Genomic DNA, 19,118 nt, shown 5'->3' on the forward strand with positions numbered 1-19,118 from the left:
GTTCAAAATGTGTATTTTCGCTTGTTAAATCTGCTGTCCGAGATATTTGTCGTTAAAGATAAAATAAGTTCGGGGTTTTGACTGGATCGGCGGTAGACTTGATCTGGATTAATCTTTTTACTTCTTATTTATATGAAAAAACAGGTTACAGCCTTTATCTGTATAATCGTTTTCAATTTTGAAGCCATATTCGCTTCTACTGATTTCTCTTTTAAAAGGTATCAGGTGGAAGACGGACTTTCGCACAATACGACTTGGTGTTCGATTCAAGATAGCTATGGCTTTTTGTGGATTGGCACAAGTGATGGACTGAATTGTTATGATGGTTGTGGCAACAGGGTGTATCGGAATGCTTTGAATAATAAATATTCTTTGGGTAATAATTTCGTCAGTTCCCTTTTGGAAGAAGGGGAAAATATCTGGGTAGGAACAAATTCGGGACTTTATATCTATGACCGTTCTACTGACCGCTTTTCTTATTTTAATGAAACAACACGGTATGGCGTATTTGTCAGTAGTGAGGTGAAGAAAATCATAAAAACTCAAAGCGGTTTGATTTGGATTGCTACGTTGGGGCAAGGTGTGTTTATTTATGAACCAGTGACAGGTGTGCTGACACAGAATAGTATTCATACTTCTTTTGTTTGGGATATCTGTCAGAGTGCAGATTCCCGTATTTATGTTTCTTCAATGCAGGAAGGACTATTTTGTTTTGATGAGAAGGGAACCTTTCTGCAAAATTATCCGGTTCTGTCAGATTCAAACATAGGCAGTCAGAGAATCAATTGTCTCTATAGTATTAAGAATGAAATATGGTTTGGTGTGGGTACTAATTTATTAGGTTGTTATCAGGAAGGAAGCCCGGATTTGAAAATTTATGATGCGTCTGCACAGAATTTCGGTGCTATTCTCTGTTTGATGGATTATAACGAAAAAGAATTGTTAGTTGGTACGGATAATGGACTGTATCTGTTCAATCGCGACCTTAAAACATTTCGTAGAGGCGATTCTCCCTTTGGCTTGCGGGCATTGGGCGATCCAACTGTTAATGCAATGATGTGGGATGCCGAAGGTACACTTTGGGTGATGACTAACTCCGGCGGAGTGAGTTACATGACTAAGCAATTGAAGCGTTTTGATTACTATTCCCTTATCTCATTATCAGGTACATTAGAGCTTGGCAGGGAGATCGGCCCTCTTTGTGAAGACCAGAATGGAAATATCTGGGTGGGAACCCGGAACGGGTTATGTTTTTTCAATACACAAATTCATTCACTTTCGGAGTATACTTTAAAGAATGTGGATGCGAGATATGACATTCGTAGCTTGCTGCTAGATGGCGACCGCCTTTGGATAGGAACCTATGCGGAAGGGTTGCATGTGCTAAACCTGAAAACTGGAGCAGTAAAGAGTTATGTCCATTCTCGCGATATTCCCTATACAATTTGTAGTAATGATGTCTTGAGTCTCTTTAAAGACCGAAAAGGAGATGTTTTTGTTGGAACAAGTTGGGGGTTATGTCGTTACAATTCGCAATTGGATAATTTTGTGACAATCATTCATGTCGGCTCTATGGCTTCTGTAACTGATATTTATGAGGATATGTACAATAGTCTTTGGGTTGCGACCTCAAATAGTGGTGTCTTTCGTTATAATACAGTGAACGATCGTTGGGAACATTTTGAACATATACGTGAAGATACAACAACTATTACCAGTAATTCTGTGATTACATTGTTTGAAGATATGAAAGGAACAATGTGGTTTGGAACCAATGGAGGAGGATTATGCTCATTCTCCAAAGATACGGAGACTTTCATTGACTTCGACCCGGAAAATACATTGTTGCCTAATAAGGTAATTTTCTCTATAGAACAGGATCGGACCGGTGATTTTTGGATTTCCTGTAATGCCGGATTATGCCGCATTAATCCCGTGTCTCAAAAGAACTTTCACTTATTTACCGTAAATGATGGTTTGCAAGGTAATCAGTTTACTGCACAGTCTTCATTGAGATCGTCCACAGGGAAGTTCTATTTTGGAGGAATCAATGGTTTCAATGTATTTGAACCGGGGCAGTTTACGGATAATACCTATCTTCCCCCTGTTTATGTTACTGATATTAGTTTCCCTTATTTGACAGATGAACAAGAAGTGAAACGGCTGCTTCGTTTAGATAAGCCCTTCTATAAAGCAGATAAGATCCAATTACCCTATACAAATAATAGTTTTACAGTACGTTTTGTTGCACTTAGTTATGAAGATCCACACAGAAATCGTTATACTTATATGTTGAAAGGTATTGATAAGGAGTGGATACATTCATCTAATAATACGGCCTCATACACCAATCTTCCAGCTGGGGAATATGAGTTTTTAGTTTGTGGCTCTAACAATGACCATCACTGGAATGAGAAAGCGGCTTCCTTATGGATTGTGATAACTCCGCCCTGGTGGCGGACTAGTGTCGCTTATTTTATGTATATACTATTATTTCTGTGTACAGCTTGCTATATTGGTTGGCGTTGGAATCTCTATGTCAAGCGTAAATATAAACGTCGTATGGAGGATTATCAGGTTGCCAAGGAAAAAGAGATGTATAAATCGAAAATCAATTTTTTTATCAATCTGGTACATGAAATACGTACTCCTCTTAGTCTGATTCGGCTCCCTCTGGAAAAGTTGAGGGAAGAGGAAAAAGAAGAAAGAAAAGAAAAATACCTTTCGGTGATGGATAAGAATGTAAATTATCTGTTGGGAATAACGAATCAGTTACTTGATTTTCAGAAGATGGAGAGTGGAGCATTGCAACTTAGCATGAAGGAGTGTAGTATTAATGCGTTGATGAGTGATATATTCAATCAGTTCAATGGTTCTGTAGATTTGCAAGGGTTAACAATCTGTCTTAGTTTACCTCCTGAAGAAATTAGTGTGATGATTGATTCGGAGAAAGTTAGTAAAATTTTGGTAAACTTGGTAGGAAATGCTATTAAATATGCAAAATCTCAAGTCGAGATGCGGCTAATATTATTGGGCGATAGGGTAAATATAATAGTGAGTGATGATGGCCCCGGAGTCCCTGAAGGTCAGCAAAATAAGATATTTCAGGCTTTCTATCAATTGCCGGATGATCCGGTGGCAACGTCTACAGGTACAGGGATTGGTTTGGCATTTGCCAAATCTTTGGCAGAAGCTCATCATGGAACTTTATCATTAGAAAATAGGATGGAAGGTGGTTCCTCATTTATATTGTCTTTGCCGTTGGAAACAGTAGTAACGGAAAGTATTCCGAATGAATTTGCTGAAATGCAGATGATAGATGTGGAAGGAAAAAAAATGCCGGATTCGGAGTTTGGAAATAAGAGATTCATTGTTTTGTTGGTGGAAGATAATGTCGAGTTATTAAATTTGACCAGAGAATCTCTAAGTGATTGGTTTAAAGTTTTTTCTGCCTGCAATGGAAAAGAAGCACTGGAAATACTTTCACGTGAGAGTATTGATGTCATTGTAAGTGATATTATGATGCCCGAAATGAATGGTCTTGAACTATGCAACTATATAAAATCAGATCTAGTTTACTCTCATATTCCCGTTATCTTGTTGACAGCGAAGACAACGTTAGACTCAAAAGCGGAAGGTTTTGAAAATGGTGCTGATGCATATATTGAGAAACCATTCTCTATTAAGCAGCTCCATAAACAAATCGAAAACTTATTAAAACTGCGACTGGCCTTCCATAAGTTGATGATTAATCTTTCTGGAAGTCCGGCTTCTTCATTGGCGGATTTTGCTCTTTCACAAAAAGATGTAGAATTTATAGAGAGGGTAAATACGATTTTGTCGGAACTGCTTGCTGATGAGAGTTGCTCGATAGATTTGTTAGCAGAGCAGATGAATATGAGTCGTTCTAATTTTTCCCGGAAGATAAAGGCTCTGTCTGGTATGCCGCCTCATGATTATATAAAGAACTTTCGGTTGAATAAGTCGACTGAACTAATCATGAGTGGTATACGAATAGCTGAAGTTGCCGAACAGTTAGGGTTTACTACTTCTTCGTATTTTGCAAAGTGTTTTAAAGAAAAGTTTGGGGTATTACCGAAAGATTATAAAGGATAACAGCTAGTTCCTATCACTCGTGGGGGTGCCAGACGGCTTTTGAAGCAGGGTGCTTTCCTTTTGGGGGATTCCTAAAATGGGAATTCCATTTTCATCCCATTCTATCTTTTGTATGCGTGTTGTCCGACCGTCCAAAACGAACATGTCACGAAGGGCGTTTCGAGCGTGGTAAAGTATATACCATTCTTTCTTGTCGGGTGAAGGTATGAAACACAGGCTACCGGGGCCATACACATGATTCTCTGGTGCTTGTTTGAATACAGGTTCCAGAGATTTCTTCCATGAATTCGGGTTGAGAAGATCGCTGTTAGCATCAGCTGTTAATAACCCTACACAATAATAAGGTGTCCAGTTACCGCTTGCAGAGTAATATATTAATAATTTGTCTTTGTTTTTGGAACGGAAAAATTGTGGAGCTTCATTCACATGGATAGGATAACCGGTTTTATTGCCATCTACACTGATCCATTGACATTCCCATTCGTATTCAGGTTTGGATATTAATATACGGTCTGAGGCTAGTGTCCATGGATTTTTCATTTCAGCGATATAGATACATTGGGTTTCTTGATAAATTCTTCTGGTTTCCCATCCGCACCAGATTAGATAACGTTTGCCATTATGCTCGAAAGGATTAGCATGAATAGCCAAGTTATTATTTTTATCGGTCGATATTCTTCCTTTCATGACAAACTCTCCTTTCATAGGATCGGGAGATTCATTTTCTAGCACATATATCTGACGATTGTCTATATTACCATCATCAGCAGCGCAATAGATATACCATTTATTGTCCATATAGTGTATCTCTGGTCCCCAAAGATGAGATATACCAGGGGCATTTTGGGGCGAATATACGTTTTTTTTGGCTGCTTCTGCCAGTTGTGTTATATCGTCAGTTTCCCATAATATGATACAGTCTGCTAAACTTTGAGTATAGTAATATTTTCCTTCATGAAAGATGGCCCATGGTTCGGATCCTCCACCTATGACAGGATTTGTGTAGAAAAGTGTAGAGTCAATGCCTGTTTGTTTATCAGTCTTTTTGCTTTGGCATGATAGACAAACGATAAGCAATATTAAAAATAAGCAATTTTGAAATTTCATAGTGCTTTCTTTGCTAAAATACTTGCAAAGAAAGCACAAATTATTTAATTCTAGAGCTGTTTGATTAGTTTTTATTGTTTGTTAGTTAGGAATTAGCCTATAATTAATGCCCTCCTTTCTATATTTGTAATTAATAAACCTTTGGGCCCATTGACTATTAAATCTTATTATTAACTAAATTTATTATTATGATGAACAGGACAGGAAAAAGAATGAATGTTGTTAAGGCATTTTGTTTACTTGCTTTGCTTGGTTGTTTCATCGGTTGTAAAGACGATGAAAAGAGAAAGGAGCAAGCTTTTGATAACAGTTTGCCTATTGAAATTGTGGGCTTCGAGCCCAGGGAAGTCACTCCAAGAACACAGTTACTTATTTATGGAAAAAACTTCGGTAATGATCCTTCCTTGATTAACTTGAAGTTGGGAGGCGTGGAGACTAGAGTCGTAAACTGTAACAATGAGTGCATATATTGTATGGTACCTCGCAATGCCGATAAAGGGACTATAGAAATTTCTATTGGTGATCAAGCTGCTATAGCTCCTGACAGATTTACTTATATAGCCAATACGCAGGTTACTACGTTATGTGGCTATGTGGATGAGACTGGGCGATATGAAGTGAAGGATGGCCCATTCAGTGATTGTGGTTTGAATTCGCCTACATGGCTGAGCATTGATCCTAAGAACCCTAATCATATTTATATGATTGAGGATAAAAGTAGTATTCGTTTGATCGACATGGAGGTACAAGAACTGACTACAGTGGCAACGGTGGGGCAGTTGAATATTCAAGATCCGCGTTCTTTATGCTGGAGTCTGACTGGTGATACTCTATTTGTGAGTAATTATTCCAATGGTGATTCTCCGATTGTTGTCACTATGCTTTTGCGTAGCGAAGGATTTAAGAAAGCTCATTCGCTTTTTTCCGGTTATAAATGGGTTATTTCGGCAACTATTCATCCACAGACGGGTGACATCTATTTTGCTCAGGAATCGGATGCCACTATCAAACGCTATAATATGGCAACAAAAGAAGTGGAAACAATGTTTTCTGTGGGTGGAAACTGGATATGGATGTATGTTTACTTTCATCCTTCCGGTGACTTTGCCTATCTCATGCGTCCGCGTGAAGGAACTATCTTCAAATGCCAGTTTAACAAGACGACAAACTGGCTGGAACTGCCGAGTATCTATGTTGGAAATTGGAATCAGGGATACAATGAAGGTGTAGGAACGAATGTCCGTATGGGGGTGATGTGGCAGGGCACTTTTGTGAAAAATGAGAAATACATAGAGCAGCATAAAGACGATATCTATGACTTTTATGTGGCAGATGGAGAATTGTATGATAACCACCCTGGAGATCTGATATGGAAGGTCACTCCTAATGCCGAGGCCATCCGATACGCAGGGCGTGGAAGCGTGGCAATGGATAATAGCCATTTCGGATACGTTGACGGCGATTTGCTTCAGGAAGCCCGTTTCAACGGACCGCACAGTATTGCCTTTGATGAAGTGAATAAGATATTTTATATTGGTGATCAGCATAATCACCGTATCCGTCAGATTATTGTGGAATAAAAAATAGTATGAAAAACATGAAACAACAATTCTTAGTTATAATAGCCGCTCTATGTTGTTTTGCGGCAGGAATTTCGGCTCAGCAGTCCACCCATAGGCAGATTGTTGTGACTGGAGTGGTTACGGATGAAAATCAAGAACCGCTCATCGGGGCTAATGTGTCCGTTAAAGACGTACCGGGGTTGGGTTCTATCACGAACATAAATGGTAAATTTAGCATTAAAATGCAACCATATAATCGTTTAATTTTCTCTTACATTGGTTATGAGACACAAGAGATCCTTGTGAGAGAAGAGCGCACAGTGAACGTAGTAATGAAAGAAAAAACCGAAACGACATTGGATGAAGTAGTGATTACTGCTACAGGTGCACAGAAGAAACTAACGGTGACCGGAGCCGTGTCTACTATCAATGTAGAACAATTAAGAACCTCTCCTACAGGTAGTATTTCCAACTCTTTGGCAGGGAATGTTGCAGGTATAATAGCACGTCAGACTAGCGGGCAGCCGGGAAAAAATGTTTCTGAATTTTGGATTCGTGGTATCTCTACGTTTGGAGCGGGGTCAAGTGCATTAGTGCTGGTCGATGGTTTTGAACGTGATATGAATGAATTGAATTATGAAGATATCGAATCCTTCACCGTATTGAAAGATGCTTCGGAAACGGCTATTTATGGATCGCGTGGTGCTAATGGTGTAGTCTTGATTACTACCCGTCGTGGTAAGATCAATAAAATAACTGTTGATGCGAAAGTGGAGACAATTTACAATACACGTACATTTACTCCTGATTTTGTAGACGGTATTACTTATGCTAATCTGGCTAATGAGGCGCGCAGAACCCGTAATCTCGAACCTATTTATAGTGGAAATGAACTAAAAATTCTCACACAAGGACTAGACCCCGATTTATTACCGAATGTGGACTGGATGGACACCTTGTTAAAAAATGGAGCTATGAGTTATCGGGCAACATTGAATTTGAGTGGCGGTGGACAGAATGCACGTTATTTCGTTTCGGGCAGTTATCTTGACGAAGGTGGTATGTATAAAGTAGACAAATCACTGAATGAGGACTATAACACCAATAGTAACAATAAGCGTTGGAACTACCGTATGAATGCGGATATTGATGTAACACGTACTACTTTGTTGCAAGTGGGTATCGGTGGTTCGCTAAAAAAAATGAATGAATCGGGTATGACTTCACATGAGATCTGGAATAGCATTTTAAATCAAACTCCTACTAGCATGCCCATTATGTACTCCAATGGATATACTCCTACCAATTCGGACGGCGATATTAACCCATGGGTAGCTTCCACTCAATGTGGGTATAATGAACAGTGGTGGAATAATATTCAGACTAATATTACTTTGAATCAAAAATTAGATTTCATTACGAAAGGATTGAATTTTATAGGGCGTTTTGGTTTTGACACAGATAACTATAATTTTATCAAGCGTTATAAATGTCCGGCTTTATGGAGTGCGGATCGCTTTAGAAAAGATGATGGTACTATCAATTTTACGCGAAAGCGGGCAGAACAAGAAATGACCCAGACTTCCGGCAATACGGGTGAACGAAAAGAGTACTTTGAAGCCGAACTCCAGTATAACCGGAATTTTAAATCCCATATTCTTAGCGGGACATTGAAATATACACAGGATTCAAAGGTGAAAACCCAGGAGATTGGTAATGATATCAAGAATTCGCTCCCTATGCGCCATCAAGGGTTGGCTGGAAGAATTGCCTATAATTGGAATTATCGCTATTTTCTGAATTTCAATTTCGGATATACCGGTTCTGAGAATTTTGCTGCGGGTCATCAATTTGGTTTCTTCCCGGCCTATTCTGTGGCATGGAATATAGCAGAAGAACCCTTTGTCAAGAAGAACCTGAAGTGGGTAAATATGTTTAAAGTACGTTATTCTTGGGGTAAGGTCGGTAACGATAAAATGTATGAAGCTAATGGTACTACACTGATACGTTTTCCTTATTTATATACAATCGGTTATGGGGGTGCTCCCAATCCCAATATTTGGGGAGACAATGCCGGTTATTATTCTGCCTTCGGAGGATATAACTGGGCGGATTATGGTTATGAAAAGTATGGAACCACTCTTTTTCAGGGATTACGTTATACGTCTTATGCTAATGACGGTGTGACATGGGAAATCGCCACCAAGCATGACATCGGATTAGATATGAGTTTGTTTGACGATAAATTCACCTTGACAATAGACTACTTCCATGAAGACCGTAAGGGCATCTTCATGTACCGTAGATATCTTCCTGCCACAGCAGGTGTAGAAAATGGGATGACACTTCCGCAAGCTAATGTGGGGAAAGTTCTCTCAAAAGGAGTGGATGGAAACTTTGCATATAAGCAGCAGGTTGGGAGTGTCCAACTCACCATGCGGGGAAACATGACTCTATCGAAAAATGAAGTGAAAGATAAAGATGAACAGAACAATGTTTATCCTTATTTAATGGAACAGGAATACCGTGTGAATCAGGCGAAAGGTCTTATAGCGTTGGGATTGTTCAAGGATTATACAGACATTCGTAATAGTCCGCAGCAAACTTTCGGTGCCTACCAACCGGGTGACATCAAGTATAAGGATGTCAATGGTGATGGAATTATTTCTGATATGGATAGGGTAGCCATTGGAGCGACTACCGTCCCCAATTTGATTTATGGTATGGGTATTTCCGCTCAGTGGAAAGGGCTAGATGTTAATCTGCATTTTCAAGGAGCAGGTAAGTCTTCTTTCTTTATCAATGGAAGCGGTGTCCGTCCTTTCGTCAACGGTAGCAAAGGCAATATATTAAAAGACGTCGTAGCCGGCCGTTGGATTTCAAGAGATGAATCGGGCACTGAATCCACAGAAAATGTGCGGGCAGAATATCCCCGGTTAAGTTATGGCGGAAGTAACAACAACTATCAAGAATCCTCTTTCTGGTTGCGTGATGGCTCTTATGTGCGTTTGAAGACTTTGGAAATAGGCTATACCTTGCCTAAGCCTCTCGTCAACAAGATGCATTTCAATAATGTACGCATTTATTTAATTGGTACCAATTTGCTTACTTGGTCAAAGTTCAAGATGTGGGATCCGGAGATGAACAGTTCGAATGGAGCAGCTTATCCGTTATCTAAATCTATCACAGTGGGATTAAATGTAAACTTATAAAAAATGAAAAGTATGAAATGGTTATATAATACTGGTGCTATACTATTTATGGTCTGCTATCTGGCATCGTGTAGCGATTATTTGGAGGTGGAACATAATTTCAAGGACCGCCTGACGATTGAGAAAGTGTTTACGAACAGGGATTATACGGATTCGTGGCTTTCCAACACTTATTCATATCTCAGAGACCAAAATCAGGATATTGGTGGAAAAGAGAGTGTGCCGACTAATTTTGCCGATGATATTTATTGGGCAGATTGGAATAATTGGGGGAATAAGAATATAGCAGGTGGTTATTATTCTTATTTCCGAAATGTGGAGTATAATGAGGATTGGATGCAAGAGACTTATACTAATTGCTATTTGGGTATCAATAAAGCATGTGTTTTTTTGAAGTATATCCACATGAATACGCAGCTGACAGAGGAAGAAAGGCTTGATTATGCAGCACAGGCACGCTTTGTGCGAGCTTACTATTACTGGTTGCTTTTGCGTAAGTATGGTCCCATTCCTTTGATTCCGGATGCCGGAGAAGATTATACACAGGATTATGATGCATTAGCCCGTCCGCGTAATACGTATGACGAATGCGTGGAATATATCACATCCGAGATGGTGTTGGCAGCCAAGGATCTTCCTTTGGAGCGAGGAGCCAACAATATAGCGCGTCCTACCCGTGGAGCTGCTTTAGCCACCCGTGCCAAAGTCCTTTTATATGCCGCCAGCCCGTTGATGAATGGCAATACCGATTCTTATGCACAACAAATGGTAGATGACGAAGGAAATCGTTTGCTTTCTGCCGAATACGATGAATCGAAATGGGCAAGGGCAGCTGCTGCTGCAAGAGATGTGATGGAGTTACCGGGAAATAATAATGGTCATCGCTATCAATTGTATGTCAAGAATCGTATAAGAGGTGGCGGTACGGACGATTATCCGGAGACCATCGAGCCGTTTGATGATAATAACTTCTCCAAAAAAAGTTGGCCGGACGGATATGCCGACATTGATCCTTTTGAGTCATATCGTTCTGTTTTTAATGGCGAACTCTCTGCTTATGCAAATCCGGAACTTATTTTTTCACGTGTGGATAACATAACGGTCGATCATAGTGGAGAAGGAACTAACTCACCGGATGGCATTGCAAACATGGTATTGCATCAGTTGCCGACGGTGGCCGGAGGATGGAGTATGCATGGAATGACACAGAAACAATGTGACTCCTACTACATGGCCGACGGTACTGATTGTCCGGGTAAAGATAAAGAGATAGGGCGGGGAGATGGAAGTGCCCGATTAAGCGGTTATGTGACCAGTGAAGATGTAGATGCCGGTCGCTACAAACCTTTGCGCGCCGGAGTTTCTTTACAATATGCCAATCGTGAACCCCGTTTCTATGCATCAGTCGCTTTCAATGGCAGTGTGTGGAATATGTCTTCATTGAATGGAAAAGATGGAGCTGCCAGTCCTAACCAGCAAGTCTGGTATTATCGTGGGACTTCCGAAGGATACAATGGCGGCAATCGTATATTTACAGGTATCGGTATCAAAAAATATGTGAACCCTTATGATGCTAAATACCAAAACAGTTTTTATTACAGGCAAAAAACAGAGACTGCTATTCGCTATGCGGAAATCCTATTGATTTATGCCGAAGCATTAAATGAACTGGATGGAAGTTATGACATCCCATCCTGGGATGGCTCGGCAATGTACACATTAAGACGTGATGTGAATGAACTGAAAAAAGGTATCCAGCCTGTTCGTATTCGTGCAGGTGTGCCTGATTATACCTCTTCCGAGTATCAGAATAAAGAAATGTTCCGGAAGAAACTCAAGCGCGAACGTCAGATAGAGTTTATGGGCGAGAACCACCGCTATTACGATTTAAGACGTTGGAAAGATGCTCCTCAGGAGGAAGAAACATTGATTTACGGATGCAATATGCTGATGGATGAAGCTCGCCACGATTTGTTTCATACGCCGGTGGCAATTATGTCGTTGCCTGTCCGCTTTGTAGAAAAAAGCTATTTCTGGCCCTTTAGTCACGGACAGTTACAGCGCAATAAGCGGCTGACTCAAAACCCCGGTTGGACTTACTATGATTAACCTTTATAATAAAATGAATATGAAAGAAAGAATATATTATCCGTTACTTGCTGTTTTGATGGTATTGTTTTGCGCAGCTTGTAATGAAGAATGGACTGACGAACAATATGAACACTATGTTTCATTTAAGGCGCCGATGAATTATGCAAAAGGAGTGACTGATATTTATGTAAAATACAAGCCGAATGGCATGGTAACCTATCAGTTACCTCTCATTATGAGTGGCTCTACAATGGCCGGAAGTGATACGGAGGTACAGGTGGCGATAGATTCAGACACCTTGAAAAGTATCAACTGGGAGTATTTTCATAATAGAAAGGATTTGTATTACAGAGAGCTTACCTCCGGTTATTATGAGTTGAATGATATGAAAGTAATGATTCCAGCAGGCGATTGCATGGGGATTTTGGACATCAATTTTAAACTGAGTGGAATTGATTTGGTCGACAAATGGGTATTGCCGCTCACAATTGCAGAAAGTCCGACCGGCAGTTATGAGCCTCATCCAAGGAAGAATTACAAGAAAGCATTATTGCGTGTGATTCCTTTCAATGATTACTCAGGTACCTATTCTACCACAACTATGCAAGTAGGCTTTAAGGATGCCGGTAATAAAATGACTACTAATGAACGTACTGCATTTGTGGTAGACGAGCATTCCATATTCTTCTATGCAGGCTTGATAAACGAAGAGGAACTGGAACGCAGAAAGTACAAGATTATTTTCACGCTCAATGCCGACGGGACAGTTACCCTTTCTGCCCCCGATCCGGACATTCATTTCAAACTGATAAAAAATCCGACATGGAAAGTGACGGAGAAGATGGACGCATCATTGCCATATCTCAAACATAAGACGATTACTATTGAGAATTTCAAATATGAGTTTGATGATGTCACTTCTGTCCCGGGCACTCCTATAAGTTATACGGTTGAAGGGACAGTCAATATGGAGCGTAAAATTAATATTCAGATTCCGGATGAAGATCAGGCAATCGAATGGTGATAATTTGTAAGTCGGAGTGATATGTATAAATGGATTATATTAATGTCGGGATTATTTGCGTCACTGATCGCTTGTGCCAAAGTTAAGTTATCTCCTTTATTTTCCGATAATATGGTACTTCAGCAAGAGGCTGAAGTACCTGTTTGGGGAAAAGCATCTCCAGAAATGCGAGTTATAGTGATTCCTTCATGGAGTGGGGAGAAATATGAGAATATAGCTGACAGGACGGGTAATTGGAAAGTAAACATCAAAATCCCAAAAGCCGGGGGACCTTATCATTTAGAAATAATAGATGGAGAAAAAGTAAGATTGGAGAATGTAATGATTGGTGAAGTATGGCTTTGTTCCGGTCAGTCGAATATGCAAATGCCAGTAGAAGGATGGGGCAAAGTAAAAAACTATCAACAAGAGGTGGCACAGGCCAATTACCCGAATATACGCTTGATGACTGTGAGTAATACTATTAGTCTAAGTCCGTCGCAGGAGTTTACTGCTGTCGGAGGAGGATGGCAAGTGTGTTCATCGGGTACTATCCGGGAGTTTTCAGCAGCAGCCTATTTTTTCGGTAGGGAAATAGCACGCACGCAGCAGGTACCGGTAGGACTTATCTGTGCCCATTGGGGCGGTACTAATATAGAGTCGTGGATAAGTGCTCAAGCATTGGGCGAAGTTCCCGATTTTGTTGAGCAATTGAAGCTTATCCGAAGATTGGGAAACAAGGATTGTGATTTACAGGCGGAGGAAGAACAAAGGCAGGCAAAGATTTTGTCGTTAGATAAAGGAATGAGAAATGGAAAGCCTTTTTGGAATACTCTTTCTTATAATGACGAAGGATGGATATCTCATTCTTTCCCCGGAAATATCGAAAAGACTTTTCCTGATTTTGATGGTATTGTTTGGGGGCGAAAGACGGTGGATATTCCAGAACAATGGGAGGGAAAACCGTTGAGTTTACACATGGGGTATGTGGATGACGAGGATATTACTTATTTTAACGGAATCGAGATAGGGAGCACGAAAGGATATACTCATTCCCGTACTTATGAAATACCGGGTAATTTAGTAAAAGCGGGCAAAGCTGTAATTACTGTTCGTATCGTGGATACTGGAGGAGGGTGTGGCATCGGAGGTGAAATGAAGTTAAGCAAAGATGTCGGAGACTGGATTCTTATATCTGGTGAATGGAAGTGTAAAGTTGCCGCTCAATCTCATATTGATCCGGTGTTTGAGATGAATCCGAATGTGCAAACAGTGCTTTATAATGGGATGATTCATCCATTAGCACCTTACAAATTTCGTGGGGTTATTTGGTATCAGGGAGAGAATAATGTAGGGCGTGCTACACAATATAGGATATTGCTTCCATTACTTATTCAGAGCTGGCGTGAGGAATGGGGGAATGATTTTCCTTTCTACCTTGTGCAATTGGCTAATTATTTAGAGAGAGCAGATGAACCGGGAGACTCACAGTGGGCTGAATTACGAGAAGCGCAGCGCCAGACAGCTTTGTATTATGACAATGTGGGTATGGCCGTTACCATAGACATCGGCGATATGAATGATATTCATCCCAAAAACAAACAGGAAGTAGGGCGTAGACTTGCCTTATTAGCACGTGCCGATACCTATGGTGAGCGGATTGTTTGTAGTGGTCCGGTTTATCAGACTTACCGTGTGAAAGGAGACAAGGTTATTCTCTCTTTTGAGTGTGCAGACGGAGGATTAAAAACGTCTGATGGGAAAAAATTGACAGGGTTTGCCATAGCAGGGATAGACGGAAAATATCATTGGGCGGAAGCTGAAATCTGTGGAAATGAAATCATTGTATCATCGGAAATGGTAAAACATCCTTTGGCTGTTCGCTATGGATGGGGAGATAATCCTACATGTAACTTAATTAACGGTGCAGGATTACCGGCCTCTTCATTTCAAACTTTACGTTAAACTTAAAAAAAACAAGAAAAATGAAGAAACTTAACTTTTTATTTTTAGGCTTATTATCTTTTATGCCAATTTGGGGATGTAACGATGATGATTCATTACCGGAGGCTGTTGTTGAAGTCAAGGAAGGGCATAATGAAGATATTGTATCAGTCATTGATTATGATATTAAGAATGATGGAACACTGATTGGTTCTCAACTTAATAATTTGGTCGGTCAGTCTTATGGGAAAACGCTTTATTTTCCTGCCGGAACTTATAACTTGACGGAGCCTATCGTTCTGCCATTGGAATATACCAAAAATGTAAATCTTATTTTTGATAAGAATGCAACGGTTAAAAGTGATGTCCATTTGGAAGCATTGATTAAAGTAGGTTATTCAGAAACCTATTTTACCGATGTTTCACACCGGCGATTCTCTTATATTGAAGGAGGAATTCTGGATTGTTATAATGCAGATAATGGAATTCTAGTAAACGGAAGGAAGCAGTTGGTGCAGATACGTACGATGAGTCTGGTGCGAGGACGTAATACACATATCCGCATACACGTTCCTGAAGGTATTGGAACTGGTGGAACGGGTAGCTCGGATACAAAGATAGATAATGTAACAATTCAAGGCATCTCTTCGAATGATAATGTATACGGTATCTATATAGATGAATCTTGTTGTGATTGTAAGATATCTGACACTTTTATTTATTGTACAAAAGAAGCTTTAGTTACGAAATCTGCCGGTCATATATTGAACAATGTACATATTCTTTCTTGGGATACTACCGGAGGGACCCATCTTGAGGATGGTAAGAATTACCGTTCAACAGTCGGAATACGTATAGCTAGTGGCGGATTTTTTGTTTTCAATCAAATCTATTATGATACGATTGATAGAGGAATCGTCGTGAATGAGGGTTATAGTCCGGATTTGATGCTGGACCAACAGATTTCTTTTTCATATTTGAATAATTTTGGAACCAGCTTTATTCAGGCAGAAGGGAATAACCCCAATTTGAAAGTGAAGTTGTCCAATTCTACTTTTACTGTATTAAATGATAATTTTAAGATTCTAGATTGTCCTGTTGATTTGGTGGGATGGGATATTGCGGATAAGTTTTCTTTCCTGAATTGTGTAGTTGCTAATTCGCAGCGCTTGTATCCTTACGAAACGACTTTGATGCAGAAGCTTAGAGGGGTAAGTTCTGACGGGATAATATGGACAACTTTAGCTAATTATGATACGAATTGGAATGTATTAGGGGCTGTCATTTCTTCTCCAATGCGGAATACCCTTGAGATAGATTTAGCCGATAATTTGACTGTAAAACTTAATTTTATGTTTAAAGGTGTTGAACCTCTCTTGCAAGGTTATGAAGTGCTGGGAGAGGGAGTAGAGGATATTGAATTTGGATATGCTGTTTCCGGTCAGTTCTGTGTGTTGCTGTTCAGGGCAAAAAGGAGTGCTTCTTTCAATCCGATCATTTACGATACATTAGGTTCTGGGCGGTTTATGCCGACTCCGTATAAAGGCAAAAAATATACGCTTGTTGATTATGGGTTAAGTGATTCGGATATTAAGATTTTATCTCGTTAATGTAAGTATCTAAATAATGAAGTGATTATATAATAAGTAATAAACATGAAATATCAATACTTGTTATTAGGCGTTCTATATGGGTTGTTATTGTCTTCCTGTTCATTGTCGGCTGAAGAAGGAGATAAAGAGATGGATCGATATATTGCCAATCTGATGGGAAAGATGACACTGCACGAGAAGTTGGGCCAATTGAATCTTCCTTCCGGGGGTGATTTGGTTACTGGTAATGTAAATAGTGCCGAACTTACGAAAATGGTTCGTAACCAGGAGATTGGAGGCTTTTTTAATGTGAAAGGAATAAGAAAGATTGTTGATTTGCAGCGTATAGCCATTGATTCTACCCGTTTGGGAATTCCTTTGCTGGTAGGAGCTGATGTTATCCACGGTTATGAAACCATTTTCCCGATTCCTTTAGCGCTTTCTTGTAGCTGGGACACACTAGCTGTTGAACGTATGGCACGCATTTCTGCTGTAGAAGCCAGTGCGGATGGTATTTGCTGGACATTCAGCCCGATGGTTGACATTTGTCGCGACAGTCGTTGGGGGCGTATTGCAGAAGGTAGTGGTGAAGACCCTTATTTGGGTTCCCTGTTAGCAAAAGCCTATGTACGCGGTTATCAGGGAAATAATATGCAGGGAAAAAACGAAATTCTTTCCTGTGTAAAACACTTTGCATTATATGGCGCATCCGAATCAGGGAAGGACTATAATGTGGTTGATATGAGTCGCCAACGTATGTATAATGAATATCTTGCCCCATACAAGGCAGCTGTTGAGGCAGGTGTGGGTAGTGTGATGAGTTCTTTCAATTTGGTGGACGGCATTCCGGCTACGGCTAATAAATGGTTACTGACCGATTTGCTCCGGAATGAATGGGGCTTTTGTGGGTTGTTAGTGACGGATTATAATTCTATCGCCGAAATCTCCTCACATGGGGTTGCTCCTTTGAAAGAGGCTTCTGTACGTGCTTTACAGGCGGGTACGGATATGGATATGGTTTCTTGCGGTTTTCTGAATACATTGGAAGAATCTCTGAAAGAAGGGAAAGTTACGGAAGAACAGATTAATGCCGCTTGTCGCCGTGTATTGGAAGCAAAATATAAATTGGGCTTGTTTTCTGACCCGTATAAATACTGTGATACCCTGCGTGTGGAAAAAGAACTTTATACGACTGCTCATCGCGCGGTGGCGCGTAAAATCGCAGCTGAAACATTTGTTCTGTTGAAGAATGAGGATCATCTGCTTCCGCTCGAACGGAAAGGTAAGATTGCTTTAATTGGTCCTATGGCTGATGCCCGTAATAATATGTGTGGGATGTGGAGTATGACGTGTACTCCTTCCCGTCACGGGACATTATTGGAGGGAATTCGTTCGGCAGCAGGTGATAAGGCTGAAATACTGTATGCGAGAGGTAGCAATATATATCATGATGCGGAACTTGAAAAAGGAGGAGCTGGTATCCGTCCGTTAGAACGCGGCAATGAACTGCAATTGTTGGATGAAGCTTTGCATACGGCTGCCCGTGCAGATGTGATTGTTGCGGCTTTGGGAGAATGTGCTGAAATGAGTGGTGAATCGGCTTCACGTACGGAACTAGGGATTCCTGATGCTCAACAGGATTTGTTGAAGGCGCTGGTGAAGACGGGTAAGCCCGTAGTGTTGCTTCTTTTTACGGGGCGTCCGTTAGTTCTGAACTGGGAGGATGCCAATGTTCATTCTATCTTGAATGTCTGGTTCGGTGGAAGTGAAACAGGCGATGCTATTGCTGATGTATTGTTCGGTAAAGTGACTCCGGGCGGCAAGCTGACTACGACTTTTCCCCGTTCAGTGGGACAGCTTCCTCTGTACTATAATCATTTGAATACAGGTCGTCCCGATCCTGACAGTCATTCTTTTAACCGTTACTCCAGTAACTATCTGGATATGAGTAACGAACCTCTTTATCCTTTTGGGTACGGTTTGAGTTATACAAATTTCTCTTATGGGAATTTGCAACTTAGTTCGGATGTACTGTCCAAAAATGGGGAGTTGACAGTGTCTGTGACTGTGACCAATGACGGAGATTTTGACGGATATGAGATCGTACAAATGTATCTGCATGATATTTACGCTGAAATATCTCGTCCAGTGAAAGAGCTGAAAGGCTTTGAACGTATCTTCTTGAAAAAAGGAGAGAGTCGTGAAGTTAAGTTTGTTATCACGGAAGACGATTTGAGATTTTATAATTCAGGATTACAATACGTTTATGAACCGGGAGAATTTGATGTCATGGTAGGAGCAAACTCTCGTGATGTGCAGACTGAACGTTTTAGGGCAGATTGATCGTATATAAACTTTCTTTTTCTAAGATGTAAATATTCTTTTGATTATAACTAAATTATGGTTGCCGCTTTGGACTACAAAACAGAAACTTTCGGTTGTTGCTAAAGGCGGCAACATTGTGATTGGAAGTTCCGTTTATCATTTGAAC

Annotated in this window: 9 protein-coding genes; 8 read left to right on the forward strand and 1 reads right to left on the reverse strand. The window is 40.3% G+C overall.

Annotated elements, in window-relative coordinates; genetic code table 11:
* Nucleotides 1–132: 132 nt before the first annotated feature.
* Nucleotides 133–4,116 (forward strand): hybrid sensor histidine kinase/response regulator transcription factor, encoded by a 3,984-nt coding sequence (locus INE92_RS21585; RefSeq protein ID WP_004315370.1) that lies wholly within the window; start codon nucleotides 133–135, stop codon nucleotides 4,114–4,116.
* Between the two features lie 3 nt (nucleotides 4,117–4,119).
* Here INE92_RS21585 and INE92_RS21590 read toward each other — a convergent pair whose 3' ends face one another.
* A complete protein-coding gene (locus INE92_RS21590; RefSeq protein ID WP_008018854.1) occupies nucleotides 4,120–5,223 on the reverse strand; it encodes a glycoside hydrolase family 43 protein in 1,104 nt (367 codons plus the stop codon).
* A 188-nt stretch (nucleotides 5,224–5,411) separates the two neighbouring features.
* On the opposite strand from INE92_RS21590, the gene INE92_RS21595 reads away from it, so the two are divergent.
* The 7 genes from INE92_RS21595 to bglX are packed head-to-tail and all read left to right on the forward strand — an operon-like array spanning nucleotide 5,412 to nucleotide 18,970.
* Nucleotides 5,412–6,803 (forward strand): IPT/TIG domain-containing protein, encoded by a 1,392-nt coding sequence (locus INE92_RS21595; RefSeq protein WP_008018855.1) that lies wholly within the window; start codon nucleotides 5,412–5,414, stop codon nucleotides 6,801–6,803.
* 8 nt (nucleotides 6,804–6,811) lie between these two features.
* Nucleotides 6,812–9,997, forward strand: coding sequence for a SusC/RagA family TonB-linked outer membrane protein (locus INE92_RS21600; protein WP_004316858.1), 3,186 nt, complete (start codon nucleotides 6,812–6,814; stop codon nucleotides 9,995–9,997).
* A 12-nt stretch (nucleotides 9,998–10,009) separates the two neighbouring features.
* Nucleotides 10,010–12,106 (forward strand): RagB/SusD family nutrient uptake outer membrane protein, encoded by a 2,097-nt coding sequence (locus INE92_RS21605; protein WP_195436631.1) that lies wholly within the window; start codon nucleotides 10,010–10,012, stop codon nucleotides 12,104–12,106.
* Nucleotides 12,107–12,125: 19 nt separating this feature from the next.
* On the forward strand, nucleotides 12,126–13,112 hold the full coding sequence (locus INE92_RS21610) for a DUF4973 domain-containing protein (protein WP_004316856.1): 987 nt from the start codon (nucleotides 12,126–12,128) through the stop codon (nucleotides 13,110–13,112).
* 42 nt (nucleotides 13,113–13,154) lie between these two features.
* On the forward strand, nucleotides 13,155–15,056 hold the full coding sequence (locus tag INE92_RS21615) for a sialate O-acetylesterase (RefSeq protein WP_015532173.1): 1,902 nt from the start codon (nucleotides 13,155–13,157) through the stop codon (nucleotides 15,054–15,056).
* Between the two features lie 20 nt (nucleotides 15,057–15,076).
* Complete coding sequence (locus INE92_RS21620; protein ID WP_004316854.1) at nucleotides 15,077–16,645, forward strand: hypothetical protein; 1,569 nt, start codon at nucleotides 15,077–15,079, stop codon at nucleotides 16,643–16,645.
* Between the two features lie 45 nt (nucleotides 16,646–16,690).
* Nucleotides 16,691–18,970, forward strand: coding sequence for a beta-glucosidase BglX (gene bglX / locus INE92_RS21625; protein WP_004316853.1), 2,280 nt, complete (start codon nucleotides 16,691–16,693; stop codon nucleotides 18,968–18,970).
* The last annotated feature ends 148 nt before the right edge of the window (nucleotides 18,971–19,118 follow it).

It is taken from the genome of Bacteroides xylanisolvens (assembly GCF_018289135.1).
Lineage (GTDB): Bacteria > Bacteroidota > Bacteroidia > Bacteroidales > Bacteroidaceae > Bacteroides > Bacteroides xylanisolvens.